This is a genomic window from Cupriavidus sp. DF5525, assembly GCF_040149425.2.
Taxonomy (GTDB): Bacteria; Pseudomonadota; Gammaproteobacteria; order Burkholderiales; family Burkholderiaceae; genus Cupriavidus; species Cupriavidus pickettii_A.
Window position 1 is genome coordinate 1,283,781 of record NZ_CP168265.1, and the last position, 24,409, is coordinate 1,308,189.

Annotated in this window: 21 protein-coding genes; 13 read left to right on the top strand and 8 right to left on the bottom strand. The window is 64.9% G+C overall.

The genetic code is table 11. The features are described 5' to 3' along the window. Positions 1-2: 2 nt before the first annotated feature. Positions 3-1,187 carry a CoA transferase gene (locus ABNX08_RS06155; protein ID WP_349609349.1) on the bottom strand — a complete coding sequence of 395 codons (1,185 nt, stop codon included), beginning with the start codon at positions 1,185-1,187 and terminating at the stop codon, positions 3-5. A 314-nt stretch (positions 1,188-1,501) separates the two neighbouring features. Between ABNX08_RS06155 and ABNX08_RS06160 the strand changes: the two genes are divergently transcribed. Next, positions 1,502-3,178 carry a sigma-54-dependent Fis family transcriptional regulator gene (locus tag ABNX08_RS06160; protein WP_022534294.1) on the top strand — a complete coding sequence of 559 codons (1,677 nt, stop codon included), beginning with the start codon at positions 1,502-1,504 and terminating at the stop codon, positions 3,176-3,178. A gap of 12 nt (positions 3,179-3,190) precedes the next feature. On the opposite strand, the gene ABNX08_RS06165 is transcribed toward ABNX08_RS06160, so the two are convergent. Beyond that, on the bottom strand, positions 3,191-3,661 hold the full coding sequence (locus tag ABNX08_RS06165; protein WP_022534295.1) for an Lrp/AsnC family transcriptional regulator: 471 nt from the start codon (positions 3,659-3,661) through the stop codon (positions 3,191-3,193). A 140-nt stretch (positions 3,662-3,801) separates the two neighbouring features. Here ABNX08_RS06165 and ABNX08_RS06170 point away from each other — a divergent pair, with 140 nt between their 5' ends. From ABNX08_RS06170 to ABNX08_RS06190, 5 genes are read left to right on the top strand one after another with little or no spacing between them, the layout of a single operon-like run. Continuing rightward, on the top strand, positions 3,802-7,317 hold the full coding sequence (locus ABNX08_RS06170; RefSeq protein WP_349609346.1) for an indolepyruvate ferredoxin oxidoreductase family protein: 3,516 nt from the start codon (positions 3,802-3,804) through the stop codon (positions 7,315-7,317). Between the two features lie 34 nt (positions 7,318-7,351). Beyond that, the gene (locus ABNX08_RS06175) at positions 7,352-8,557 is read left to right on the top strand and encodes a PLP-dependent aminotransferase family protein (protein WP_022534297.1); all 1,206 of its coding nucleotides are present in this window, start codon (positions 7,352-7,354) and stop codon (positions 8,555-8,557) included. A 9-nt stretch (positions 8,558-8,566) separates the two neighbouring features. Beyond that, positions 8,567-8,869, top strand: coding sequence for a DUF1330 domain-containing protein (locus ABNX08_RS06180; protein WP_022534298.1), 303 nt, complete (start codon positions 8,567-8,569; stop codon positions 8,867-8,869). Then, positions 8,866-9,846, top strand: a complete 981-nt coding sequence (locus tag ABNX08_RS06185) for a quinone oxidoreductase (protein WP_022534299.1) — start codon at positions 8,866-8,868, stop codon at positions 9,844-9,846. Before ABNX08_RS06180 ends, ABNX08_RS06185 begins: the two co-directional genes overlap by 4 nt. A 40-nt stretch (positions 9,847-9,886) precedes the next feature. After that, on the top strand, positions 9,887-10,204 hold the full coding sequence (locus tag ABNX08_RS06190; RefSeq protein WP_022534300.1) for a DUF1330 domain-containing protein: 318 nt from the start codon (positions 9,887-9,889) through the stop codon (positions 10,202-10,204). 38 nt (positions 10,205-10,242) lie between these two features. Here ABNX08_RS06190 and ABNX08_RS06195 read toward each other — a convergent pair whose 3' ends face one another. Beyond that, entirely contained in the window at positions 10,243-11,613 is a 1,371-nt protein-coding gene (locus ABNX08_RS06195) for an MFS transporter (RefSeq protein WP_041680987.1), read from the bottom strand. A gap of 331 nt (positions 11,614-11,944) precedes the next feature. Between ABNX08_RS06195 and ABNX08_RS06200 the strand changes: the two genes are divergently transcribed. The 6 genes from ABNX08_RS06200 (at position 11,945) to ABNX08_RS06225 (ending at position 17,929) form a co-directional block, all read left to right on the top strand. Continuing rightward, positions 11,945-12,538 carry a uracil-DNA glycosylase family protein gene (locus ABNX08_RS06200; protein WP_022534302.1) on the top strand — a complete coding sequence of 198 codons (594 nt, stop codon included), beginning with the start codon at positions 11,945-11,947 and terminating at the stop codon, positions 12,536-12,538. A 133-nt stretch (positions 12,539-12,671) separates the two neighbouring features. Next, a complete protein-coding gene (locus ABNX08_RS06205) occupies positions 12,672-14,192 on the top strand; it encodes a CoA-acylating methylmalonate-semialdehyde dehydrogenase (protein ID WP_022534303.1) in 1,521 nt (506 codons plus the stop codon). Between the two features lie 198 nt (positions 14,193-14,390). Next, positions 14,391-14,705 carry a DUF485 domain-containing protein gene (locus ABNX08_RS06210; RefSeq protein WP_022534304.1) on the top strand — a complete coding sequence of 105 codons (315 nt, stop codon included), beginning with the start codon at positions 14,391-14,393 and terminating at the stop codon, positions 14,703-14,705. Beyond that, a complete protein-coding gene (gene actP, locus ABNX08_RS06215; RefSeq protein ID WP_022534305.1) occupies positions 14,702-16,375 on the top strand; it encodes a cation/acetate symporter ActP in 1,674 nt (557 codons plus the stop codon). Before ABNX08_RS06210 ends, actP begins: the two co-directional genes overlap by 4 nt. Before the next feature lie 61 nt (positions 16,376-16,436). Next, positions 16,437-16,943, top strand: coding sequence for a cytochrome b (locus tag ABNX08_RS06220; protein WP_374063649.1), 507 nt, complete (start codon positions 16,437-16,439; stop codon positions 16,941-16,943). Between the two features lie 2 nt (positions 16,944-16,945). Next, the gene (locus ABNX08_RS06225) at positions 16,946-17,929 is read left to right on the top strand and encodes a nitronate monooxygenase family protein (RefSeq protein WP_022534307.1); all 984 of its coding nucleotides are present in this window, start codon (positions 16,946-16,948) and stop codon (positions 17,927-17,929) included. A 54-nt stretch (positions 17,930-17,983) separates the two neighbouring features. Here the strand turns inward: ABNX08_RS06225 and ABNX08_RS06230 are convergent, their stop codons facing one another. Further along, complete coding sequence (locus ABNX08_RS06230) at positions 17,984-18,865, bottom strand: LysR family transcriptional regulator (RefSeq protein WP_022534308.1); 882 nt, start codon at positions 18,863-18,865, stop codon at positions 17,984-17,986. Between the two features lie 43 nt (positions 18,866-18,908). Here ABNX08_RS06230 and ABNX08_RS06235 point away from each other — a divergent pair, with 43 nt between their 5' ends. Continuing rightward, positions 18,909-19,592 (top strand): MOSC domain-containing protein, encoded by a 684-nt coding sequence (locus tag ABNX08_RS06235; protein ID WP_022534309.1) that lies wholly within the window; start codon positions 18,909-18,911, stop codon positions 19,590-19,592. 46 nt (positions 19,593-19,638) lie between these two features. On the opposite strand, the gene ABNX08_RS06240 is transcribed toward ABNX08_RS06235, so the two are convergent. The 4 genes from ABNX08_RS06240 to ABNX08_RS06255 all read right to left on the bottom strand — a co-directional run bounded on the left by ABNX08_RS06240 (position 19,639) and on the right by ABNX08_RS06255 (position 24,406). Next, positions 19,639-20,757: a nitronate monooxygenase family protein gene (locus ABNX08_RS06240; RefSeq protein ID WP_022534310.1), complete on the bottom strand. Its 1,119-nt coding sequence runs from the start codon at positions 20,755-20,757 to the stop codon at positions 19,639-19,641. Positions 20,758-20,874: 117 nt separating this feature from the next. Continuing rightward, positions 20,875-21,762, bottom strand: coding sequence for a LysR substrate-binding domain-containing protein (locus ABNX08_RS06245; protein ID WP_022534311.1), 888 nt, complete (start codon positions 21,760-21,762; stop codon positions 20,875-20,877). Positions 21,763-21,894: 132 nt separating this feature from the next. Then, the gene (locus ABNX08_RS06250) at positions 21,895-22,833 is read right to left on the bottom strand and encodes a LysR family transcriptional regulator (RefSeq protein WP_349609336.1); all 939 of its coding nucleotides are present in this window, start codon (positions 22,831-22,833) and stop codon (positions 21,895-21,897) included. Positions 22,834-22,936: 103 nt separating this feature from the next. Then, on the bottom strand, positions 22,937-24,406 hold the full coding sequence (locus ABNX08_RS06255) for an efflux transporter outer membrane subunit (protein WP_349609333.1): 1,470 nt from the start codon (positions 24,404-24,406) through the stop codon (positions 22,937-22,939). Between the last annotated feature and the right edge of the window lie 3 nt (positions 24,407-24,409).

Below are 24,409 nucleotides of genomic sequence, written 5' to 3' on the forward strand. Positions count from 1 at the left end.
GGTTAGACGATTTCTGAGTCGATGAGGCCTGCGATACACGTCGCGGACATGGCAAGACGTTCCGCGAGAATGCGTTCGGTGTCCTGCCCGAGGGCGGGGGGAGGGGTGCGGTAGACGGCGCTGGCGCCGTCGAAGCCGACGCCGAGGCCAACCTGCGGGACACGCCCCGCGGCACCCTGGCCGGCAAAGAACATGCCGGCGTCGCGCAACGGCGCGTCGTCGACCAGTTGGTCGATGCTGTTGATCGGGCCGGCCGGGATCCGGTGCCTGGCGAACAGCGCCAGCCAGTGTTCGCGCGGCTGGGTAGCCAGGAGCTCGGCAATGGCGGCGACGATCGTGTCTCGTGCCTGGCGACGCTTCGCATTGGTTTCAAAACCGGCCTGCTTGCCGTAGGCGGGGTGTTCAACCGCGTCCCAGAAGCGCTGCCAGATGGCGTCGTTGCCCAGGCCGAGCGTGATGGGGAAGTCGGCGGTCTCGAACACCTGGTAGATGGCAATGACCGAGTCGGTGCCGCCCGAGCGCATCGGCGGCTCACCGGACCCGAGGTACGGGACGATGCGCGGTGCCATGAAGCGCGTGGCGGTGGCAACCATCGATACATCGACCTGCTTGCCGGCACCGGTGCGTTGCCGCTCGAACAGTGCGGCGAGCGTGGCCATGGCAATATCCTGGCCCGCCAGCAGGTCGGCCGCGGGGGTGCCGACCTTCTGTGCGGGCCGGCCTGCCTCACCGGTCAGATGCATCACGCCGGAGTAGCCTTCGGCGATCAGGTCATAGCAGGGCAGGTCGGCACGCTCGCCCTGCAGGCCGAAGCCGGTCACGGACACATGGATCAGCGCCGGGTGAATCGCCTTGAGCGTGGCGTAGTCCAGCCCGAGCTTTTCCTGCACCCGCTGCGTCGTATTCAGGACGACGACATCGGCCTGGCGCACCAGTTGATGGGCGATGCCGCGACCCTCGGCCCGGGTCAGGTCGACCGTCATGCTCTGCTTGTTGCGGTTCATGCTCAGGAACCACAGCGACTCGCCATCCAGGAACGGCGGGCCCCAGCTGCGCGTATCGTCGCCGCCGGCGCGCTTTTCGATCTTGATGACTTCCGCGCCAAGATCGGCGAGCAGCAAGGTGCCATAGGGGCCAGCGACTGAGGTGGTGAAGTCCAGCACGCGTACGCCTTCGAGGCATCGCATTCCAGGACCCTGGGGCATCAGCGGGAGTGTATTCAGGGCGTCCATTTCGGGTCGGTTGAACAAGGTCGCACCGATAACCGCAAAGGGCGTGCCAGTGTTTTGGCATGCGCTTTGCAGTGATCCCTTGCGAGTTCCCGAGACCCAATTCCCGCTTGGCCTGGAAGCCGCCATGGGCCAGCATCGTTGCGGCAGACAGCCGTGGCAGGACTTAGAATTGGACTGTATTCGTGCTGTACTCGAGCGTAGTCGGAAAGGCACTTGTGTCGTCGGCGAAGACACTTGGCTTCCGGCAAGGCTCACCTTGTGGTGGAGACATGAAACGAGAATCGGAAGGCATCCTCGTCCTGGACAACGAGGGCAAGACGACATTTGCAAGCGGACTGGGCCGCGACACGCTGGTCTCCGGTTCGCTCAGCCGCATGTGGCAGAACCGTGCCCGCGTTCCCGTCAAGCGGCTTTCCGCCATGACGGAACTGGAACGCCCGCTGACGGTAGCGGCCATTCCTACGCGCGATGCCGTCTGCTTCCTGATCTTTGCCGTGCAGGAAGCCGACGAACTGACGGAATTCCTGGCCAGCGTGGATTCGGCCGAGGACATCCTCAGGCACTTTGTGACCGACCCCTACAAGGCCATGGTGGTGGTCGATACCGCGGGCAAGATCACCTACATGAGCCCCGTCCATGAGCGCTTCTTCCGGCTCAAGCATGGCGAGGCAATCGGCCGTCCGGTGACCGAGGTCATCGAGAACACCAAGCTCCAGGAGGTAGTGAAGACTGGCAAGGCGCAGGTCGCACAGCTGCAGGAGATGAATGGCGTCACGCGCGTCGTATCCCGCCTGCCGATCTTCGACAGCAACAAGCGGCTGGTGGCCGCCATCGGGCAGGTGATGTTCAAAGGGCCGGAGGCGATGCGGGAGCTGACCGGCGAGCTGGCGCGCGTCAAGCAGGAGCTGGACTTCTACAAGCGCGAGCTCTCAGGCATCCGCAATCGCAGTTACGGACTGGACCAGATTGTCGGCAGCAGCGATGCGGTACGCCGGCTCAAGGAGGACATCCTGCGGGTCGCGCCGCTCGACGTGCCGGTCCTGTTGGCCGGCGAGAGCGGCACGGGCAAGGAGATGGTCGCCCATGCCATCCATATGCTGAGCCCCCGCAGTGACAAACCGCTGATCCTCGTCAATGCGGCGGCGATGCCCCCGAATCTCGTGGAAAGCGAGTTGTTCGGCTATGAGCCCGGGGCGTTTACGGGGGCGGACCGGAAGGGGCGGAAGGGCAAGTTCGAGGCCGCAGATACCGGCACCATGTTTCTGGATGAAATCGGCGACATGCCGATCGACATGCAGGTGAAGCTGCTGCGCGTGCTGCAGGACGGGCAGTTCGAGCGCATCGGCGGCGAACGGGCCCGGCATTCCGATTTCCGGCTGATTTCAGCCAGCAATCGTGACTTCAAGTCCATGATCGCCAGCTCGACGTTCCGGCTGGACCTGTTCTACCGGATCAGTGCGGTCACCTTGCGCCTGCCCGCGCTGCGCGATCGCCTTGAGGACATCCCGGAACTTGCTGACACCTTCCTTGAGGCATTTGCGTCGCGCCACGGTGCCCCCAAGAAGGCCATTTCCGAGTCGGCCATCCGCTACCTGCAGTCTTGCGCCTGGCCGGGCAATATCCGGCAGTTGCAGCACGCGATCGAGCGTGCGGCGATCTTCTGCGATGGTCCTGCGTTGTCCATTGCCGACTTCGGCAGCCTCGAAGGTGCCGACCAGCCGCCGGGCAGGCGCCCGGCAGGCACCGAAAGCCTGGCCGGAAAGGGCAAGGCGGATATCCGCGAGGCCAAGGAACGGGTGGAGTGCGAGCTGATCCTCGAGGCCATGCGGCGCACGGGTGGCAACAAGAAGCGCGTGGCGGAAGAGCTCGGTATCTCCCGCTCTTATCTCTACAAGCGGTTGAGCATGATGGAGGAGGCTCGCGATGACGAGCCGGCCTCCCGCTGACAGTCCATCGCGCTATAGCATCGGAGACGTACGGTTCAGCACAGCCTTGAGGGCAAAGCTGGACCGTATGTGCTCGACGCCCTTGATGCGCGTCAGCGTCCGGGTCAGGAAGTTCTGATACGAGCCCATATCCGGTACCACCACGCGCAGGATGAAGTCCGCATCGCCGGTCATGGTGAAGCAGCTCATGACTTCCGGGGCGACAACAATTTCCTTCTCGAAGCGGGCGATCGCGGCCTCTGACTGGTTCTCCAGTGTGACGGATACGAACACATTGAGTTCCCCGATCAGCTTGCCTTCGTCCAGCCGCGCCACGTAGCCGCGGATATACCCCTGTTCCTCGAGCCTGTGGACGCGCTTGAGCGTAGGGGTCAGCGACAGCCCGATCCGTTCCGACAGTTCCCGCCAGCTCAGCCGCCCGTCGCGCGCCAGTTCCCGCAGGATCTGCAGGTCGGGTTTGTCGAGATTGTGGACATAGTTCATTTGCTCTGTGCGCTCATCTTGCGATAGTTCAAACGTACTACAAAACGACTCAAATGTAATTCACTTTGGTGCAGATCGCTCCGGGCCGAAACCTAAACTAACTCATCCATTTTCAAGATGAAATCCCCCCGGAGACACGCGTGGTTAATCAAGCGACGTTGCCCAGCGCATCGGGTTCGGCGGCAGCCGAGCAACGAACATTCCTGACCGGCATACAGGCACTTGTTCGCCTGCCGATGATACAGCGCGAGCTCGACCGTGCGCGCGGCCTCAGCACCGCCGGCCTGGTATCGGGCTACCGGGGGTCGCCGCTCGGCGCGTACGACCAGCAACTGTGGAAGGCATCGAAGCAACTCGCTGCCCATGATGTGGTGTTCCAGCCGGGCCTCAACGAAGACCTCGCCGCTACCGCCCTATGGGGTGCACAGATGCACCGCGCCTTCGGGGAAACGAAGGCCGACGGCGTCTTTGGCATCTGGTACGGGAAAGGCCCGGGCGTAGACCGCACGGGCGACGTCTTCCGCTGCGCCAACATGCTTGGCACGTCGAAACTGGGCGGCGTGCTCGCCGTTTCCGGCGACGACCACGCCGCGCAGTCGTCCACGTTTCCGCACCAGACCGACGGCATCTTTCATTCGGCATCGATTCCCGTGCTGCAGCCGGGCAATGTGCGCGAGGTCATCGAACTCGGCCTGGCCGGCATCGCGATGTCGCGCTTCTCCGGGCTATGGGTGTCGCTGAAGACGATCGCGGAGGTGGTTGAAACTGCTGCCACCGTCGACCTGGGTAGCTGGCCGGCCTTCGTCGAACCTGCCGACTTTGTCGCGCCCGCGCACGGACTTAACTGGGATCCGAGTGTGGCATGGCCGGGCCAGCGCGCGGAACTCGAGCGCCGCCTGATCGAAGAACGCCTTCCCGCCGCGCGCGCATGGGCACGGGCGAACCGGCTCGACCGGGTCGTGGTCGAGGCGCCCGCCAGGCGGCTTGGGATCATCACCGTCGGCAAGGCGCACCAGGACCTGATGCAGGCGTGCCGCGACCTTGGCCTGGCCGATGCCGACCTGCGCGCCATGGGTGTCTCCGTCTACAAGGTGGCGATGAGCTGGCCGCTGGAAACCGAGGGCGCGTGCGCGTTCGCGTCGGGGCATCGGGAAGTGCTCGTGGTGGAAGAGAAGCGCGCCAACGTCGAGGCCCAGCTCAAGCAGGCGCTGTTCCACCGGCCTGCATCGGAACGCCCCGTCGTCACCGGCAAGACCGACCAGGATGGCGCGGCGCTGCTGCCGGAAATTTCGGAGCTGAGTGCCCACCTGGTTGCCGGCGTACTGGTGCGCCGGGTGCTGGCCAACGGCATCGACGCACCCTGGATGCAGGATCGCCTTGCCGTCCTCGACGCCGCCGCGAAGAAGCCTTCCGCCGCCGTCATCCCCATCCGCCAGCCGTACTTCTGCTCGGGCTGCCCGCACAACACCTCGACGCGCACACCTGACGGCTCGATCAGCAGCGGCGGGATCGGCTGCCACGTGATGGCGATCTCCCAGCCGGAACTGAAGACCAGGGTGATGAGCCACATGGGTGGCGAGGGCGCGCAGTGGGTCGGCGCGGCTCCGTTCTCCCGGACGGCGCACGTGTTCCAGAACCTCGGCGACGGCACTTACCAGCACTCCGGCCTGCTTGCCATCCGTGCCGCCATCGCCGCGAAGACCAACATCACCTACAAGATCCTGTACAACGACGCGGTCGCGATGACCGGCGGGCAGCCGGCGGAGGGCGTGAACGATCCCGCCCGCATCACGCGGCAACTGCACGCGGAGGGCGTGGGACGGATTGCGCTGGTCACCGACGATCCCGCGCGCTGGCAGGGCAATAAGCCGCTGGCGCCAGGGGTGGAGGTCTTCCATCGCGACCAGCTCGATACGGTGCAGCGCCAGTTCAGGGAGATCGCCGGCGTCACGGCGATCGTCTATGAGCAGACCTGCGCGGCCGAGAAGCGGCGGCGCCGCAAGCGCAAGGAGATGCCGGATCCGGACCAGCGCCTGTTTATCAATCACCAGGTCTGCGAGGGTTGCGGCGATTGCTCGGTGCAGTCGAACTGCATCGCCATCGAGCCGCTCGAGACCGCGCTCGGGCGCAAGCGCACCATCAACCAGAGCGCCTGCAACAAGGACTTCTCCTGCGTCAAAGGCTTCTGCCCGAGCTTCGTCGAAGTGGAAGGTGTCGCGCTGCGCAAGCCGGACAAGCGACGGCTGGCCGCCATGGAGGCGGAGCTGGTTGCGCAACTCCCCGCACCGGCACTCCCCGCGCTGGACGAGCCGTTCAATATCTACATCACCGGCATCGGCGGCACCGGCGTCCTGACGATGGGCGCCTTGCTCGGTGCGGCGGCAAGCTGCGATGACCTGTCGGCTACGGTGCTCGACTTCACCGGCATGGCGCAGAAGAACGGTGCCGTTGTCAGCCAGGTGCGTATCGCCATGGCCGACTTCCAGATTCCGGCGTCGCGCATCGGCGAAGGGAAGGCCGACCTGTTGCTGGGCGCCGACCTGGTGGTGTCAGCGGCGGTCGACTCGCTGACCCGGCTGGCACCGGGCCGCACTGCCGCCGTCCTCAACCTTGCCGAAACGCCCACGCCGGATGTGATCCGCAACCGGGACGCCGCATTGCCGGTCAGGCTGATGCATGACCGGGTCCGCAGCCGGTGCCACGGCGCATCGTTCCATGCCATGGATGCAGGCGCGCTGGCGCAGCGCATCTTCGGCGATACGTTGCCGACGCATACCATGATGCTCGGTTATGCGTGGCAGCAGGGGCTGGTCCCGTTGAGCCGCGAAGCGATCGAGCAAGCAATCGAGCGCAATGGCGCGGCCGTCGAGATGAACAAGTCGGCGTTCAACTGGGGACGTATCGCCGTAGCCAGGCCAGAGGCACTGGATGCCATTGGGCAGCAGCCGCTTGCATCGAACCCGGAAGTGGACTCGCTGGACGCGCTGATCGATCTGCATCGACGCCAGCTCATCGCATACCAGGGCAACGACTATGCAAAGAAGTATCTCGACCTGATTGCCCTGGTGAGGGCTGCCGAGACCCAGGCGAAGCCCGGTAGCGAGGCATTCACGACGGCCGTGGCCCGCAGCGCCTACAAGCTGATGGCCTACAAGGACGAGTATGAGGTGGCCCGCCTGTACACCGCGCCGGCATTCCGGGAATCGTTGCAACACCAGTTCTCGCAGGCGGACAAGGTATCGATCTGGCTGGCACCGCCGCTTCTTTCCCGTACCGATCCGAAGACCGGCCGGCCGCAGAAGCGCAAGTTCGGGCCGTGGATCTTCCCTGTGCTCAAGGCGGTTTCCTGTCTTCGCGGGCTGCGGGGAACGCCGCTGGATGTCTTCGGCTACACCACCGAGCGACGCGCGGAGCGACGCCTCATCGCGGAATATTTCCACGATATCCGCAAGGTTTGCTCGCGCCTCACGCCCCAGAACCTCCATCAGGCGGTCGAGTTTGCGGCAATGCCGATAGAGATTCGCGGCTTCGGTCCGGTGAAGGCGCAGGCCATGGAGGCCCATGCCGCGCGGCGTCCCGCGGTGCTGGCGGGGCTGATGGACCGGCCCGGCAGTGAAAGTGGCAAGCAACAACTCAGCAGCGTCAACGCTGCATGACTCAGGCGGCCAAGGAAACAAGGAAAACCACGAAATGAAAAGCAACGACATCCAATTCTCGCGCCGGGCGCAGGCACTGACGAGTTCCGTCATCCGCGAAGTCCTGAAGCTGACGGAGAAGCCGGAAATCATCTCCTTCGCCGGTGGCCTGCCGTCCGCGCAGACCTTCCCTGTGGCGGCGCTCCGGGCCGCCTGCGAGCGCCTGTTTGCCGACGCTCCGGCAGCGGCGTTGCAGTATGCGCCGACCGAGGGGTTGCAGCCGCTGCGCCAGTGGGTGGCAGAGAAGCACGGCGTGGATGTTGCCAATGTGCTGATCACCACGGGCTCGCAGCAGGCATTAGACCTGCTGGCGAAGGTCTTCATCGACCCGGGCAGCAAGGTGCTGGTGGAAGCGCCGACCTACCTTGGCGCCTTGCAGGCGTTCTCGCTTTCCGAGCCGGCCTACACCGAGGTGCCGACCGACGACCAGGGCCTGCAGCCAGAGGCGCTGAGCGAAGCGCTCGTGGCCGGCGCTAGGTTCCTGTACACGATCCCGAACTTCCAGAATCCGACGGGGCGACGGCTGCCGCTCGAGCGCCGCAAGGAACTGGTGGCGCGAGCGCAGGAGTTCGGTGTCCTGCTGGTCGAGGACAACCCCTATGGCGAGTTGCGCTACAGCGGTTCGCCGCTGCCGTCGCTGCATTCGCTGAACCCGGAAGGCGTGATCTACATGGGGTCGTTCTCCAAGGTCCTGGCGCCGGGCCTGCGCCTGGGCTACATGCTGGCGCCGCCGGCGATCCACGCAAAGCTGGTGCAGGCAAAGCAGGCTTCCGACCTGCACACGCCCAGCTTCACGCAGCGCGTGGCCTATGAAGTCCTGAAGACCGGCATGCTCGACAGCCATATCGCCTCGGTCTGCGATCTCTATGGCAAACACTGCGCGGCTATGCTCGATGCGCTGTCGCGACACATGCCCGAGGGGGTGCGGTGGAGCCGGCCGGAAGGGGGGATGTTTATCTGGGTCGAATTGCCGGCGGCCATCGACACCATGGCCTTGCTTGAGGATGCGGTAGCCAGGAACGTGGCCTTCGTTCCTGGCGCGCCGTTCTATGCCATCACGCCGCGCAACAACACCCTGCGGCTCGCCTTCGTCACGGTACCGCCGCAGAAGATCGAGGAGGGCATCGCCAGGCTCGGCGAGCTGGTTGCGAGCCATCTCCGGGCGCTGCAGCCGGCCGACCCGGTCGCGGAAGTCCAGTGAGGAGAAGCCATGCGTAAAGGCTACTGGATCGCCTTGGTCGACGTCACCGATGTCGAGGGTTACAAGGGGTATATCGCGGCCAATAAGGCCGTGTTCGAGAAATTCGGCGGGCGCTTTATCATCCGCAACGGCGAGAAGGAAGTCGTGGAGGGATCGCTTCGTTCGCGCGTGGTGGTGATCGAGTTCAGGGACTACCAGACGGCCCTGACATGCTATCGGTCGCCCGAATATCGAGCAGCGATGGCGCTGCGCGAGCCTTATTCGCAAGGAGACATCGTCGTGATCGAAGGATATGAGGGGCTGCCCGCATGAGCAAGACAAAGGCAATCAGGATCCGCGAGACCGGCGGACCGGAGGTCATGGAGTGGGTAGACGTTGACCTTGGCGAGCCACGCGCAGGCGAGGTCCAGGTCAGGCATCACGCCGTGGGGGTCAACTTCATCGACGTGTATTTCCGTACGGGCTTGTATCCGATGCCACTTCCCGGCGGCATCGGCATGGAGGCGTCGGGCGTGGTCACTGCCGTCGGCGACGGCGTGACCAGCTTCCGGGTTGGCGATCGGGTGGCCTATGCGGGCAGCGTGCCGGGCTCGTACGCGCTGGAACGCGGGGTTCCGGAGGGCGAGCTGATCCATATCCCGGACGGCGTGGGCTTCGAAGAGGCTGCCGCGGTGACGCTGCAGGGCCTGACGACGCAATACCTGCTGCGCAGGGCATATCGCGTGAAGGCCGGCGACACGATCCTGATCCATGCCGCCGCGGGAGGGGTGGGTTTGCTGGCCTGCCAGTGGGCCAGGGCGCTGGGCGCGCGGGTCATCGGCACGGTCAGCACCGATGAGAAGGCGGAACTGGCCCGCGCAAATGGATGCGACTTTCCCATCGTCTATTCCCGCGAAGACTTCGCCAGCCGAGTGCGTGAGATCACCGGCGGGGAAGGGGTGCCGGTGGTCTATGACTCCATCGGCAAGGACACCTATGTCGGATCGCTCGACTGCCTGGCCCCGCTCGGCACGTTCGTCAGCTTCGGGAACTCGTCCGGGCCGTTGCCGCCGATTGAGGCATTCGAGTTCACCAAACGAGGTTCGCTCTTCTTCACGCGGCCGCAGTTGTTCCACTATGCGGCCCGCCGAACCGATCTCGACGAGATGGCCGACGACCTGTTCTCCATGATGCAAAGCGGAACGGTGAAGGCGAACATCGGCAATCGCTACGCACTCGACGATGCCGCACAGGCTCACATCGCCCTCGAGGGCAGGAAGACTACCGGATCCAGCGTATTGATTCCGTAGATACAAGCACCAACCAAACGAAAACAGCCAGGAGCAATAGATGCCCAAGGGATATTGGATCGGTCAGGTAGAGATTACCGACCCGGAGAAGTTCGCGGCGTATAGCGAAGCCAATCAGATCGCCTATCGGAAGTATGGGGGCCGGTATCTGATCAGGGGTGGCAATGCCGACGTGGTCGAAGGCAGTTTCCGGTCGCGCCTGGTGGTGATCGAGTTCGAGAACTATGAAACCGCGCTCGCCTGCTACCGGTCACCGGAGTATCAGATCGCAGCCAGCCTGCGCAAGGCCGGATCGACCGGGGATGTCGTGGTGGTCGAAGGCTACGCTGGCGTGCAACCCGAGGACGTGAGCCTGTAAGCGTGAACGGTGGCGCACCTTGCGATGCGCCACCATGCTCAGATCCGCGCGTCCGCGGCCGCCGGCGCCGGGATCGAACTGACCGCCGTATCGGCACGCTGCCCGGATGCAGACAACCGATGGTTGATGCAGGCCAGTGCCAGGGCGCCCACGATGCCCGCCGCACCGATCACCAGGAAGTTCTGTTCCAGCGGCAGCTTGAGCGAGACGATCAGCCCGATCAGCACCGGTGCCACGATGGCACCCAGGCGCCCGATACCCGAAGCCATGCCGACACCCGTGGAGCGGATCGACATGGGATAGAACTGTCCGCTGTAGGCATACGCCACGATCTGCGCGCCGGTGGTGCAAGCGCCGACAGCGCCGATAAGCAGGTAGAGCACGTCAGTCGAGGTCTTGAACGTCATCAGGTACAGGAAGAAGGCGCCAAGTGCGTACATGCTTACCAGCACCCACTTGATGTGGAAACGGTCGGCAAGCCAGCCGCCACCAATCGCACCGACCACTGCCCCCAGGTTCAGCGCAATGACAAAGCTCAGCGCGGAGCCAAGGCTGTACCCCGACATCGCCATCAGCTTGGTCAGCCACGTGCTGAGCGCGTAGACCATGAACAAGCCGGTAAAGAAGGCGATCCAGAACATGATCGTACTGACACCGCGGCCCTCCTGGAACAACCGCGCCACCGGTGCGCCGGCGGCGCGGTCCTGGCGCGGTACCTGGAAGGTGGCGCCAGAATCGAGCCTCAGTTGCGGATCGATGCGGCGCACGACTTCACGCAGGTCGCGCTCGTTCTGGCGCGACACCAGGAACGACAGCGACTCCGGCATCGTCTTCAGGATGAAGGGGATCAGGAGCACCGGCACACCCGCGGCAAAGAAGACGACCTGCCAGCCGAATCCGGCAATGAACTGCTTGCCGATCACGGCGGCCAGGATGCCGCCGATCGCATAGCCGGAGAACATCACGGTCGTCATGAAGCTGCGGATCCGGCGCGGCGAATACTCGGTCATCTGCGCAACGATGTTCGGCATGACGCCGCCGATCCCGAGGCCTGCGATAAAGCGCATCACGCTGAACGTGACCGGGTCGCTGGTGAGGCCCGCTGCCGCGGTGAACACGCTGAACAGGAACACGCACAGCGAAATGGTCCAGCGGCGTCCGATCTTGTCGGACAGGGCGCCCAGGAAGATGGCGCCGAACATCATGCCAAACAGCGCTGAACTTGCCATGAAGCCGGCCGTCGAGGCAGTGACGCCCATTTCCTTCATGATCGACGGCAGCGCGGCGCCCGCCACGGCAATGTCGTAGCCGTCAATGATGATCACCAGCAGGCACCAGGCCAGGACCCGCGCGTGGAATTTGTTGAAGCTGGCTTCGTCGGCCAGTTTATGTACATCTATGTGCTGCATATGGGTCTCCTCCATCAGTTACGCTCTCGGAATCGTTCGTGACTTCCCGGTGTGGCACCGTCCGGGCAACGACGCCCATGCCGATGGAGCGAAATATGGTGGATGGAGGGATATGCGTCAATATCATGATGCATAAATCTGGGCGTACTACGGGTAATTCCCGTGTTTGTGCTTTGTAGACAAAACAACTACATCAATATGACGATATGAGTGGGGCCTCTAAGGGCTGGTTCTGTGACGTTGCCGGCACTGTCAAGCAGGACACCCGGCGCCTTGCAGTCGAAGCAAAGCCCCTACAATTGGCCCCCGAGATCCCTATCGCCGCGATTCGTTGCCAGCCATCTCCCTTTCCCCGTTCGACAGCCTGCTCGGCGACATCGCCGACTGCCGCGCGTGCACCTTGCCACACGAGCCGCGCCCAGTCGTGCGCGCCGCTGTCGGCGCACGCCTGCTGATCGTTGGCCAGGCGCCCGGGCGGCGCGTACACGAAACGGGGATTCCATGGAACGACCCCTCCGGCGATCAATTGCGCACCTGGCTGCAACTGACGCCTGAGCAGTTCTACGACGACAGTCGGGTGGCGATCGTGCCGATGGGGTTCTGTTATCCGGGCAAGGGCAGCCACGGCGACCTGCCGCCGCGGCGCGAATGCGCGCCCCTGTGGCATGCGCGGCTGCTTGAATTCATGCCCGATATCCGCCTGACGCTGCTGATCGGTCGCCACGCCCAGGCGTACTACCTGAAAGGCAGGAGCAAGCCGACGCTCGCGGACACCGTTGCGGCATATGCCGACTATCTGCCGCAGTGGATGCCGCTGCCGCACCCGAGCCCGCGCAACCGCTTCTGGCTGCGCCAGAACCCATGGTTCGAAGCGGACGTGGTGCCGGTGCTGCGACAGCAGGTGGCGATGGCGCTGGCGGATTGACCCGGGCAGCGCCATCAGCATCCGGATCCGGATTGTTCAATCCACTAAACAGTAAATCGAGTCAACGTCGATTGTTGCCGGCCTGACCCGCTCCTACACTCGAATCCTCAACATTCCACACGAGGAGCACGAGATGAGCGCAGCGCACAGCTATGACGATCAAGGCGATGTCACCCACTACATTGGCGGACAACGAACCACGGGCGAAGCCACTCGCCGCCAGGAAGTCTTCAACCCGGCCACGGGCGTGGTAGCGCGCCATGTGGTCCTCGGCACCCGCGGTGATGTCGAGTCCGCCGTCGCCGCCGCGGCCAAGGCGTTCCCCGCCTGGGCGCAAACGCCGCCGATTCGTCGCGCACGGATCATGCAACGCTTCCTGCAACTGATGAATGCGCGCCGCGATGAACTGGCCGCGATCATTACGGCCGAGCACGGCAAGGTGTTCTCGGATGCGCAGGGTGAGGTGGCACGAGGCATCGACGTGATCGAGTTTGCCTGTGGCATCCCGCAGTTGCTGAAGGGCGATTACACGGACCAGGTCAGCACGGGCATCGATAACTGGACGCTGCGCCAGCCGCTGGGCGTGGCGATTGGCATTACGCCGTTCAATTTCCCCTGCATGGTGCCGTGCTGGATGTTCCCTGTCGCGATTGCCGCGGGCAACACCTTTGTGCTGAAGCCGAGCGAACGCGATCCGAGCGCAAGCCTGCTGATGGCCGAGCTGCTCGCTGAAGCCGGGCTGCCCGCCGGCGTCTTCAATGTCGTGCAAGGCGACAAGGACGTGGTCGAGGCACTGATCGATCATCCGGAGGTGAAGGCGGTCAGCTTTGTCGGCTCCACGCCGATTGCGCAATCGATCAGCGAGCGCGCCAGCCGTGCCGGCAAGCGGGTGCAGGCGCTCGGCGGCGCCAAGAACCACCTGGTGGTGATGCCTGATGCCGATATCGACAAGGCGGTGGATGCGCTGATCGGTGCCGCGTACGGCTCCGCGGGCGAGCGTTGCATGGCGGTGTCGGTCGCGGTGCTGGTGGGCGATACCGCCGAGCGGCTGATTCCCGTGCTGACGGAGCGTGCCCGCAACCTTAAGATCGGCAACGGCGTGCGCCCGGAGGTGGAGATGGGCCCCGTTGTCACCCGTGCGGCGCTGGAGCGTATCGAAGGCTATATCGGCCTCGGCGTGGAAGAGGGCGCTTCGCTGCTGCTGGACGGCCGTGGCTTGCGTGTCGACGGGCACGAGGCGGGCTTCTTCACCGGGGCAACACTGTTCGATCACGTCAAGCCGCATATGCGGATCTACCAGGAAGAGATCTTCGGTCCGGTGCTGGGTTGTGTCCGCGTCAAGGACTTTGCCGAAGCCGTGGCACTGATCAACGCGCACGAGTATGCCAACGGCGTGTCCTGCTACACCAGCGACGGCGGCATTGCCCGCGCCTTCTCGCGGCAGATCGAAGTCGGCATGGTCGGCATCAACGTGCCCATCCCCGTTCCCATGGCCTGGCATGGCTTCGGTGGCTGGAAGCGCAGCCTGTTCGGCGACATGCATGTCTACGGGGAAGAGGGCGTGCGCTTCTATACCCGCCAGAAGTCGGTCATGCAGCGCTGGCCGGACAGCATTGCCAAGGGCGCGGAGTTCGCGATGCCCACTGCCAATTAAGGGAGGCGATGCATCGCCAGCGGCATCACCGGCGGTGATGGATGGCATCACCAGATATCGTTGTACATGAGGTCTGGCGCGACATAACTTAGTGGGGACCCCCGCCCTCCGTGGGGGCAACCCCGGGGCACATGCGAACCCATGGCCCGCCACAAGACAGCACTCGACCGACATAGGCGAGGCGCATAAGGAGGAGACATGCCTGACACGATTGCTTATTCCAGCATTCGCACCCACGCAATCTTTGCAGAGCTGGTCACGCGCCGGAAGCGGCTGGTGGTCCTGCTATCGCTGCTGACCATCGTTCCCTACTACCTCTTCGTCATGGTTGCCGCCGTGCGCCCGGAGATGCTGGCCAGGCCGGTTTCCGCGCAGAGCAGCATCACCGTAGGCTGGCCAGTCGGCATCGCGATGATCGTCGGCGGCTGGCTCCTGACCGGCCTGTATGTGCGGCGCGCCAACGGTGAGTTCGATCGCCTCAACAAGCAACTGCTGGTGGAGACGACGAAATGAGGGCCAATGCGAAGTCAGCCGTGGCCGCCGCCACGTTGCCATGGGCGGCCGCTGCCGAGGCCGCGCCAGGCGCGCTGCAGGCCGTGCAGACGCAGCCGACCAACAGCGTTGCCATTGTGATGTTCCTGGTGTTCGTTGTCGCGACCCTGGGCATTACCTATTGGGCCGCGGAGAAAACCAGGTCCTTGAACGACTTCTACAACTGCGGCGGTGGCATTACGGGATTCCAGAATGGCCTTGCCCTGGCCGGCGACTATATGTCGGCGGCCGCGCTGCTCGGTGTCACGAGCACGATCTTTGCCAAAGGCTACGACGGCTTTATCTACTCGATCAGCTTCTTTATCGCGTGGCCGTTGCTGCTGTTCCTGTTCGCGGAGAAGATCCGCAATCTCGGCAAGGTGACCGTCGCCGATATTGCCTCCTATCGGCTGGACCAGGAGAAGATCCGGACCTTCATGTCCTTCGGCTCGCTGACCATCGTCTGTTTCTACCTGGTCGTGCAGATGGTCGGCGCCGGGCAGCTGATCCAGCTCCTGTTCGGTCTCGACTACAACTACGCCGTGATCGGCGTCGGGCTGCTGATGATGATCTATGTCACCTTCGGCGGCATGGTGGCGACCACGTGGGTGCAGATCATCAAGGCGGTGCTGCTGCTGGCGGGCGGCACCTTGCTCGCCATCCTGGCGCTCTGGAAGTTCAATTTTTCGTTCGAGTCATTGCTGGCCGAGGCCGTGGCGAGCCACAAGGATGGCGTGAAGATCCTTGCGCCGGGCACGCTGGTATCGGACCCGCTCTCCATGCTGTCGCTGTCGGTGGGCCTGGTGTTCGGTACGGCGGGGCTGCCCCATATCCTGATGCGGTTCTTTACGGTGCCGGATGCCCAGGAGGCGAGGAAGTCGGTGTTTGTCGCAACCGGTTTCATCGGGTTCTTCTACCTGGTGGTGGCGGTGCTTGGCCTTTCGGCAATCGTGATCGTCGGGCGGGATCCCGCGTTCTACGAAGGTGGAATCCTGGGAGGAAAGCTGATCGGCGGCAGCAACATGCCAGTCATGCACCTGGCCAAGGCGCTCGGTGGCGACCTGCTGCTGGGCTTCCTCTCGGCGGTAGCCTTCGCGACCATCCTCGCGGTGGTTGCCGGCCTCACGATGGCGGGCACGTCGGCGGTTTCGCACGACCTGTACGCCAAGGTGATCAAGAAGAACCGGGCCAGCCCGGCGGCCGAGATGCGTGTCTCGCGCGTGGCCTCGGTATCGATCGGCATGGTCGCGGTTGCCCTCGGCATCCTGTTCAAGGACCAGAACATCGCGTTCCTGGTGGCGTTGGCCTTCGGCGTCGCGGCATCGGTCAATTTCCCGATCCTGGTGCTGTCGATCTATTGGAAGGGCCTGACGACACGCGGCGCGCTGATGGGCGGCATCGCAGGACTGGTCTGCGCGGTCGGGCTCGTGGTGCTCTCCCCCGCGGTCTGGGTCAAGATCCTGGGCTTCCGGCACGCGGTCTTTCCGTACGACTATCCGGCGCTGGTTTCGATGAACGTGGCACTGCTGGTCACCTGGCTGGGATCGGTCACTGACCGCAGCGCGCGGGCAGAGTGGGAACGCAGCGCCTACGAAGACCAGTTTGTCCGCGCGCACACCGGCATTGGCGCGTCCGGTGCGGTGAGTCACTAATCGGGAGTAGGAAATGCAGATGAGGGATACCGGGCTGCGGTTCTCGCCCATCACGATCGTATTGCATTGGCTGATCGCGGCGACGGTGGCGGTCATGGTCTGGCTCGGCTTGTCGGCGGGCCAGTTGGAGGCCGGAGCCGGCAAGGCCGAGCTGATCCGGATGCACAGCACGCTGGGGACACTGCTGTTCGCGGTGGCCAGCTACCGCTTATGGGCGCGGCTCACTTCCTGGCATCCGCTTCCGGTCGGCTCGCCCAATCCCATCGAGGTGATGATCAGCCGGTCGGTTGCCGTGGCGCTCGCGCTCGCGCCGGTGCTGTTGCCGCTGGATGGCTGGCTGGCGATGTCGGCCGCTGGCGATGTGGTGCGGCTGCCAGGCGGGATTGCGCTACCCGCCCTGATGGCGCCGAATGCCGACGTTGAGTATGTGGCGAAGCTGCTCCACAAGATCGGAGCCTATGCGTTCCTGGCAGGGCTGGCGCTGCATATCTTCGGTGCCATGAAGAATCACTTCGTTCTCAGGAACGACACGCTGAAACGTATGCTTGGCAAGCAAGTGGAGCTCTGACGATGACGCATGACAATGTATCGGCCCGCGGCATGGGCCTAGCACACGCGCTGTGCGGTATCGAGTATCCGGTGTTCCAGGCCGGCATGGCGGGAATATCCGGGCCCGCGTTGGCCGCTGCCGTATCGAATGCTGGCGGACTGGGGCATCTGGGCGGGCTCCGCCTGCCGCCCTTGGCGCTACGCAAGTGGATCCGGGAGACCAGGGCGCTGACGGACAAGCCGTTTGGCGTGAATATCGTCCCGTCCTTTGGCGGCCCGGAGGTATTCGAGGCGCAGTTCCGCGTCATCCTTGAAGAAAAGCCGCGAGTCGTCTCGCTCTTCTATGGCGATTTCGCGGAGATGATTCCCCGCGCAAAAGCGGCCGGCATTACGGTGATCGTGCAGGTCGGCTCGGTGGCGCTCGCCAGGCAGGCAATCGCCTGGGGCGCGGACATCCTGGTGGCCCAGGGGGCGGAAGGCGGTGGGCATCTCAACCAGGGAACCATTGGCGTGTTGTCGTTGGTGCCCGCCTTTGTCGAGATCGCCGAGGGGCGCCCGGTACTGGCCGCGGGCGGGATTGTCAACCGTGCCGATGTCAGGGCCGTGCTGGAGGTGGGGGCTGCGGGCGTATGGGTCGGGACTGCCTTCGTCGCGGCGACGGAGTCGCTCGCCCATGACCTCTACAAGCAAAAGATCGTCGAGGCCACCATCGACGATACCGAGTATCGCACCGGCTATTCGTTCGGGTGGCCGTTCGGCACGCCGCACCGGGTGATTCCGAACCGGAAGAAATGGAACCCGGTCAAGTACGTCGGCGGCGGCGCCCGGGTGATCGACAAGCCAGAGATGGCGGAGAAGTTGTCGCTGTATGCAGGGCAGGGCGTCGGGAAGATCCACAGCGTCGTTCCGGCCCGGGAGCGTGTTGCGGAGCTGGTTGCGGGATTCTCTTCGTGGCAGGCCGGGGAAGCTGCAGGTACGCTTCAGGCATTGCCCGTGGCTGCCTGAGCTGGCGGCACGCTCAACGGCTGACCCTGGCGATCGTCAGGGTCAGCGGCAAGACTACCGCGGGCTAGCCGTCTGTTCATGCGCGACGCTCACAATGGCGCGCAGCGCCGACGTCTCGAAGCCGTCTTTGCAGCGAATAAATACCGTGGCGACGTTGGCGAACGCATCGGGCAGGCGGTGGCAAGCAATCAGGTCGCGCGATTCGTGACGCTCGACCACCGCCTTCGGCAGGATCGTGATGCCCATGCCCGCGGCGGTGCAGGACAAGATGCCGTCCAGCGTGCCAAGCTCAAGGATCTGTCCCGGAATCAATCCGGTCTGATAGAGCCATTGCTCCAGTGTGGAACGATAAAAGCAGCCGGAGCGAAACACGAGCACGGTCTGCTGCGTCATCGCCTTGGTGAGTTCGGCCAGGGTGCGGTACTTGTTGCTGCTGACCAGGACCAGCTCCTCGTTGAGGATGGCCACCTGATGCAGCGCGGGATTCTGATGGAATCCGCCGACAAAGGCGCCGTCCAGGCGATGCGTCTCTACCGCCTTGATCAGTTCCGCCGTGGTGCCTGTGGTCAGCGACAGTTGCACGCGAGGATATTTCTCGCGGTAGGTGGCCAGCACCCGCGGAAGGCGGACGGCGGCGGTGGTTTCCATCGAACCGAGCCGCAAGGTGCCGGTCGGTGTGGTGTCGTCAAGCAATGCGTTGCGGCTTTCCTCGGTCAGCTGGAGGATCCGCTGGGCATAGCCAAGAAAGGTCTGTCCTGCGGAAGTGAGGGTGATACCGCCCTTGTGCCGGATGAAGAGCGGCTGCTGCAGTTCGGTCTCCAGCTCCTTGACCCGCATGGTGATGTTCGACTGCACGCAGTGCACGACTTCAGCGGCCGCGGTAAAGCTGCCGTATTCCGCGGCGGCACAGAACATCTTCAGTTGGCGCAACTCCATGTTCTTAATCCTTTAATCAGTGTGATCCACACCGGAGATTCGGATGGTTGAAGCTGTAGCAGATGTCGTCGTCGATGCCCTCTTTGCGGGCGGCATCGGGATTCTCGGGGAGGAGGGGCATCGCAGCGGCATCTTCAAGCGGCGGGTCGAAGGCGATGTGCAGGTCTTTACAGAGGGCATCGCCGGTGACGAACAAGCCGATCGGCGCGTCCATGGCGGGCCGGAAAAAGCGGTGCATCATTTTGCGGCGGAGAACTATGCAAGCCTGGCTTCATACTTTCCGCAGATTGCCGATGCATTGGTGCCAGGAAGCCTGGGCGAGAATATTTCGACGTCCGGCCTTACCGAACGCAACGTCCATATCGGCGATATTTATCGGGTTGGCGGTGTGACGCTGCAAGTGTCGCAACCGCGCAGCCCTTGCTGGAAAATCAATCATCGCTTCTCGACCGAGGGCATATCGCTCGTGGTTGCCCGGGAACGTATTACCGGCTGGTATTACCGCGTGATCAAGGTGGGAACGATCCGGCCAGGCGATCGGTTGGAACTGGTCGGTAGAACATCGGAGCGGTTCTCCATCGACGAGTTCTGGAACGTGCAGTCGGCGCATTCGCCGCGGATCGAGGACATGCTGGATCTGGCTGCGGTCGGCGGGCTCGCGCACGACTGGAAGGTGCGGTTGACGGAGCGGGTGCGCTGGATTCGCGAGCGCCGCCAGGCACAGTAAGGCGCGAGAGGCTGGGGGACATGTCCCCCAGGCATCTGTTTTCACGTCAGGCCAGTTCTTTCCCCAGCGTCGCCATCCGCTCAAGCGCCTCCTTCATTTCCGCCTTGAGCTGCGCAACCAGCTCCCCGGCCGGAACTGAGCGGGCCAACAGCGCTGCCTGGCCCGCCCACTGCGCCGCGTATTCCACGCTGCCCTGGGCCTTGGCGGTGGCGTGAAGCGCCTTGCCTGCATCGTAGGCGATCGGATAGTCGGGGGCCGGAGGCGCGCCGGCGGCAACGCCGAGTTCCGTGAGCCGGTTCTTGAAGCCCCTGGCCGCGCGGCCAGAGACGGCGCGAGTGAGCGTGGTCGGGCGCGGGGTGGGTGCGGTCAGGGCCGCGCGATAGGCTGCGTCGGCGGAGGACTCGGGGCAGGCGACGAATGCCGTGCCAAGCTGCGCGGCGTCCGCACCGAGCGCCAGCACCGCGGCAATGCCGGCGCCGTCCATGATGCCGCCCGAGGCAATCACGGGAAGCTGCGTGTTTCGCACGAGGACGCGCACCAGTGCCAGCGTCCCGAGGCCCTCGTCATATCCGCTCGTGTCGAAGACGCCGCGGTGCCCGCCCGCTTCGATCCCCTGCGCGACGATGGCGTCGACGCCCGCGGCTTCGGCCTGGCGGGCCTCTTGCAGCGACGTGGCGCTGGCCAGCAGGACAATGCCGGCGGCGCGCAGCGCGTCGATCTTCTGCTGGGCGGGCAGGCCGAAGTGGAAACTCACCACCGCCGGCTTCTCTTCCAGCAGCATGCGGAACATCGCATCGTCGGCGACAAAGCTCTTGTAGATCTCCCGCAGGCTTGTGGGCGCGGTGCCGCCATGCTCGGCGAAGTGCGTGGCGAGGTAGTCCAGCCAGGCCTTCTCGCGCGCGATATCGGCCTTGGCCGGGGCATGGCAGAACAGGTTGACGTTGAACGGTTTGCCGGTCAGGGCGCGCGTCTCGCGAATCGCCTTGCGTGCGGTTTCCGCGTCCATCGCGCCCACGCCGAGCGAGCCCAGGCCGCCGGCCTCGGAGACGGCGGCCGCCATGGCCGGTGTGCTGACGCCGGCCATCGGCGCCTGGATGATGGGCGTGGAAATGCCGAGCAGCGAGAGCAGGCTGCGGGGCTTGTCGGAGGGCGTTGCGGTGTTCATGGCAGTGCTTCCTGTTTGAACGGTTTGAAGTACCAACGTTGTTCCTGAATCTGGCGGAAGGCGGCGATCACGCCACCTCAGAGCATCCGCGTTCCTGTACGCTGCATGGTCGGCCAGCTAGTCATGGCGCAACTCCCGCAGGAAGGCTTCATATGCTGACGTCGTGAAACCCGAGCGCCTGACCAGGAAGGTGTGGACTGGGCGCACCGGCACGGTCTGGAGTTCGGTCACATCCCGGTGCAGGGCCAGCAGCGAGCGCGGCAGGATCGCCACGGCCGATCCCGCCGACACGTAGGCCAGGATGGCGTGATAAGAGGGCATTTCCACGACGGAAAGCTGGCGGCGGATATCGTCGCCGGCTTGCTGCAGCCAGTCCTCGGCACATTGCCGGTAGGTGCAGCCGCGCGCGAAGGCCGCGAGAAACCGCAGGTTCACGTCTTGCGGCCGGCGCACCTTCGGGTGGCTGGCGGGCAGCACCAGGACCAGTTCCTCGGTCTGCAGGAAGATGCCGTGGAGTCCCTCGCCGAGTTCGGCGATATCGAGGTTGCGCGGCGCCGCCGAGCCTGGGTGGGCCACGACCGCGCAATCGAGCGCGTGGCTGAGCACGCCGTCGACCAGGGCCTGCGTCGTGCCCGTTGAAACTTTCAGTTCGACCTCCGGCCACGCCGCATGGAAACGCCCGAGCGGCTTTGGCAGCATCGTCGCCGCGGAGCTCTCCATCGACCCGACGCGCAGGACGCCGGTCGGTGCATTGGCGCGCATCGACTGGCGTGCCTCTTCCGCCAGGGCCAGCAGTTGCTCCGCATAGCCGAGCAGCCGGTGTCCCTCCGGCGTCAGGGTCATCTTCTTGCTGTCGCGTTCGAACAGGGTGACGCCAAGGCTCTCTTCGAGCTGCTTCACACGGGTCGTGACGTTCGACTGCACGCGTTCAAGCGCCCGGGCGGCCCGGGTAATGCTCTGTTCGCGTGCTACGGTCCGGAAGATCTCAAGTTCGGCTAGATCCACGCTAGGTACGACACTAAGTGTCGTTCTCGTTATGGGAATGATGTTAAGATAAGTATTATTTTTTGAGAACGAAAAGTCAAGGCTCCGCGGCGCCGCGCGCGGGAGCGCTGGCATCCGGCCGGCAGCGCCCCGCTAGGCGCTGACCGAAAAACCGTCCTTCATCGTCTGCTTCAGGTAGTCGACAAAACTGCGCACGGCCCGCGGCACAAACGGGCTGTAAGGCCGGATCGCAAAGATAAAATCGCCAAATGCGCCGGCGGCCCGCCATCCTGGCAAGACCCTGACCAGCTTGCCGCTCGCCAGGTCGGCCTGCGCAGTGAAGTCGGGGACCAGGGCGATGCCCAGGCCGTTCAGCGCGGCGTCCCGCAACGCCTCGCTGTTGTTCGCCGCGAAGCTGCCGTGAATGCCGACGCTCTGCCGGCTGGCGGCGCCACGGGTGGGCACGAAGCTCCAGCTCGGCTGCTCGCCGCGGCGGAAGTAGTGCAGGCAATTGTGCTCCGCCAGGTCGGCGGGTGACTGGGGATTGCCGGCCCTGCGCAGGTAGGCGCGCGACGCTACCAGCACGGCCTGCGTGCGGCACAGGGTCCAGGCAATATGCGTATCCGGCGCGGTCGAGGCGTGCCGCACGGCGAGGTCGAAGCCTTCCCGGGCCAGCGAAGCAAAACTGTCGGAGAGTTCGATCTCGATCCGCACCTGCGGGTGCGCATCGAGGAAGGCCGGCAGGCGCGGCACCAGCTGTTGCCGGCCCAGCGCCACCGGAGCCGTCACGCGCACCAGGCCGCGCGGGTGGCCGATGGCATCGGTCACATCGCTGAAGCCTTGCTCGATGGTTTCAAACGAGGCCCGCGTGGCGTCGACCAGCTTCTGGCCGGCCTCCGTCAGGTGCACGCTCCGGGTGGTGCGCTGCACCAGCGCAACGCCGGCGGCACGCTCGAGCTCCGAGATGCGCAGGCTCATGGCCCCTTTGCTGATGCCGAGCTGGACCGCGGCCGCGGTGAAACTGCCAGCCTCGCTCAGCTTGATCAGGCTGTGCAGCTGGGGCCAGAGGGTGTCGAGTTTTTCGTAGCGCATCGTTCATTGTTCAGTCGGGTGAACGATGGCGTCAAGCAGCACCGCTTAGTCTTGCGGGGCCTGTGCGTGGAACAGCCTGCAGCGCGTTCCACGCCAGGCTTGCTTACTGCCTTGCTACCGCCTCCGGCGGCGTCCCCCAGCCGCCACCAAGGCTGCGCACCAGCGACACGGTCGCGGCTGCCCGCAACCCGGCGACCTGGTTGGCCTCGCGTTGCGCCTGCAGCACCGTGCGGTCCGCGTCGATCACGGTCAGGTAGTCGACGGCACCTGCGTCATAGCGGCTGCGCGAGATGCGTTGCGCACGTTTCGCGCCGGCCAGTGCGCTGTCGAGCGCAGTGCCTTGCTGGCTCAGCCAGCGCACATCGGCCAGGCTGTCCTCGACCTCGCGGAAGGCCACCAGCACGCTCTGGCGGTAACGCGCGACGCTTTCCTCGTGCGCGGCGCGCGCGCCCGCCAGGTTGGCGCGGTTGCGGCCGCCGTCGAACAGGGTCTGGGCGATGGTGGAACCGACCAGCGGTCCGAGCAGCCAGGTGCGCGACGACCACTTGAACAGGTTCGAGAGATCCGCCGACTCGAAGCCGAACAGCCCGGTCAGCGTAATGCGCGGGAAGAACGCGGCCTTGGCCACGCCGATGGTGGCATTGGCCGCGGCCATCTGGCGCTCGGCCGCGGCGATGTCGGGACGGCGCTCGAGCAGTTCCGACGGCAGGCCCGCCGGAATCGCCACGGGCTCGGTATCGAGCGGGCGCGCGGCCAGCGCGAACTGCGCGGGGGCCACGCCCGTCAGCACGGCCAGCGCATGTTCCTGGTTGGCGCGGCGGCGCTCGATGCCGGCCAGGTCGGCGCGAGCGTTGCCGAGTTCGGCTTCAGCGCGGGCCGGGTCCAGGTCGGTGGTTTCGCCGGCGTCGTACCGCTTCTTCAGCAGCGACAGCGCATCCTCGCGCAGCCGGATGGTCGCCTTGAGCAGTTCGCGCTCGCTGTCGAGCGTGCGCAGCGCGAAGTACGCCTGCGCGGTGTCGGCCTGCAGCGCCAGCTGCACGGAGCGATACAGGTCCTCGGCAGCTTCGCCTTCGGCGCGTGCCGCGTTGACGCTGCTTGCCACGCGGCCGAACAGGTCAAGCTCATAGGCGGCAAATGCGCGCGCCTTGAGCACGGTCTGCGGGCGCACGGGCGTGCCATCGGGCAGGCCGCGCGATGCCGCCGACGGCTGCGAGCGCGTCGGATCGAGGCCAAGGCTCAGCTGCGGGTACAGGTCCGCTTCCGTCGCGCCGGTGAAGGCCCGCGCCTGCTTCAGCCGTGCCGCGGCGGCGGCCACGTCCTGGTTGTAGGTGCCGGCGGCTTCGATCAGGCGGTCAAGATCGGCTTCGCCGAAAGCCTTCCACCATTCCCCGCGCTGCTGGCCTTCGGCCGGCGTGGCGGTCTTCCATTGCGCGCCTTCCGCGGCGGCGGCCTCGGCTTCCTTGAACGCCGGGGCCGTGGCGGTCTCGGGCACCTTGTAGGTCGGGGCCAGCGAGCAGCCGGCCAGCACCAGTACGGCGGCCAGGGTTGCCAGCTTCGGCAGGTATTGCTTCATTAC

Bases quoted from the DNA above. Each gene is read 5' to 3' on its own strand.
- ABNX08_RS06155 (WP_349609349.1), bottom strand. From the start codon at position 1,187: ATGCGATGCCTCGAAGGCGTACGCGTGCTGGACTTCACCACCTCAGTC.
- ABNX08_RS06160 (WP_022534294.1), top strand. From the start codon at position 1,502: ATGAAACGAGAATCGGAAGGCATCCTCGTCCTGGACAACGAGGGCAAG.
- ABNX08_RS06165 (WP_022534295.1), bottom strand. From the start codon at position 3,661: ATGAACTATGTCCACAATCTCGACAAACCCGACCTGCAGATCCTGCGG.
- ABNX08_RS06175 (WP_022534297.1), top strand. From the start codon at position 7,352: ATGAAAAGCAACGACATCCAATTCTCGCGCCGGGCGCAGGCACTGACG.
- ABNX08_RS06180 (WP_022534298.1), top strand. From the start codon at position 8,567: ATGCGTAAAGGCTACTGGATCGCCTTGGTCGACGTCACCGATGTCGAG.
- ABNX08_RS06185 (WP_022534299.1), top strand. From the start codon at position 8,866: ATGAGCAAGACAAAGGCAATCAGGATCCGCGAGACCGGCGGACCGGAG.
- ABNX08_RS06190 (WP_022534300.1), top strand. From the start codon at position 9,887: ATGCCCAAGGGATATTGGATCGGTCAGGTAGAGATTACCGACCCGGAG.
- ABNX08_RS06195 (WP_041680987.1), bottom strand. From the start codon at position 11,613: ATGCAGCACATAGATGTACATAAACTGGCCGACGAAGCCAGCTTCAAC.
- ABNX08_RS06205 (WP_022534303.1), top strand. From the start codon at position 12,672: ATGAGCGCAGCGCACAGCTATGACGATCAAGGCGATGTCACCCACTAC.
- ABNX08_RS06210 (WP_022534304.1), top strand. From the start codon at position 14,391: ATGCCTGACACGATTGCTTATTCCAGCATTCGCACCCACGCAATCTTT.
- actP (WP_022534305.1), top strand. From the start codon at position 14,702: ATGAGGGCCAATGCGAAGTCAGCCGTGGCCGCCGCCACGTTGCCATGG.
- ABNX08_RS06225 (WP_022534307.1), top strand. From the start codon at position 16,946: ATGACGCATGACAATGTATCGGCCCGCGGCATGGGCCTAGCACACGCG.
- ABNX08_RS06230 (WP_022534308.1), bottom strand. From the start codon at position 18,865: ATGGAGTTGCGCCAACTGAAGATGTTCTGTGCCGCCGCGGAATACGGC.
- ABNX08_RS06235 (WP_022534309.1), top strand. From the start codon at position 18,909: ATGGTTGAAGCTGTAGCAGATGTCGTCGTCGATGCCCTCTTTGCGGGC.
- ABNX08_RS06240 (WP_022534310.1), bottom strand. From the start codon at position 20,757: ATGAACACCGCAACGCCCTCCGACAAGCCCCGCAGCCTGCTCTCGCTG.
- ABNX08_RS06250 (WP_349609336.1), bottom strand. From the start codon at position 22,833: ATGCGCTACGAAAAACTCGACACCCTCTGGCCCCAGCTGCACAGCCTG.
- ABNX08_RS06255 (WP_349609333.1), bottom strand. From the start codon at position 24,406: ATGAAGCAATACCTGCCGAAGCTGGCAACCCTGGCCGCCGTACTGGTG.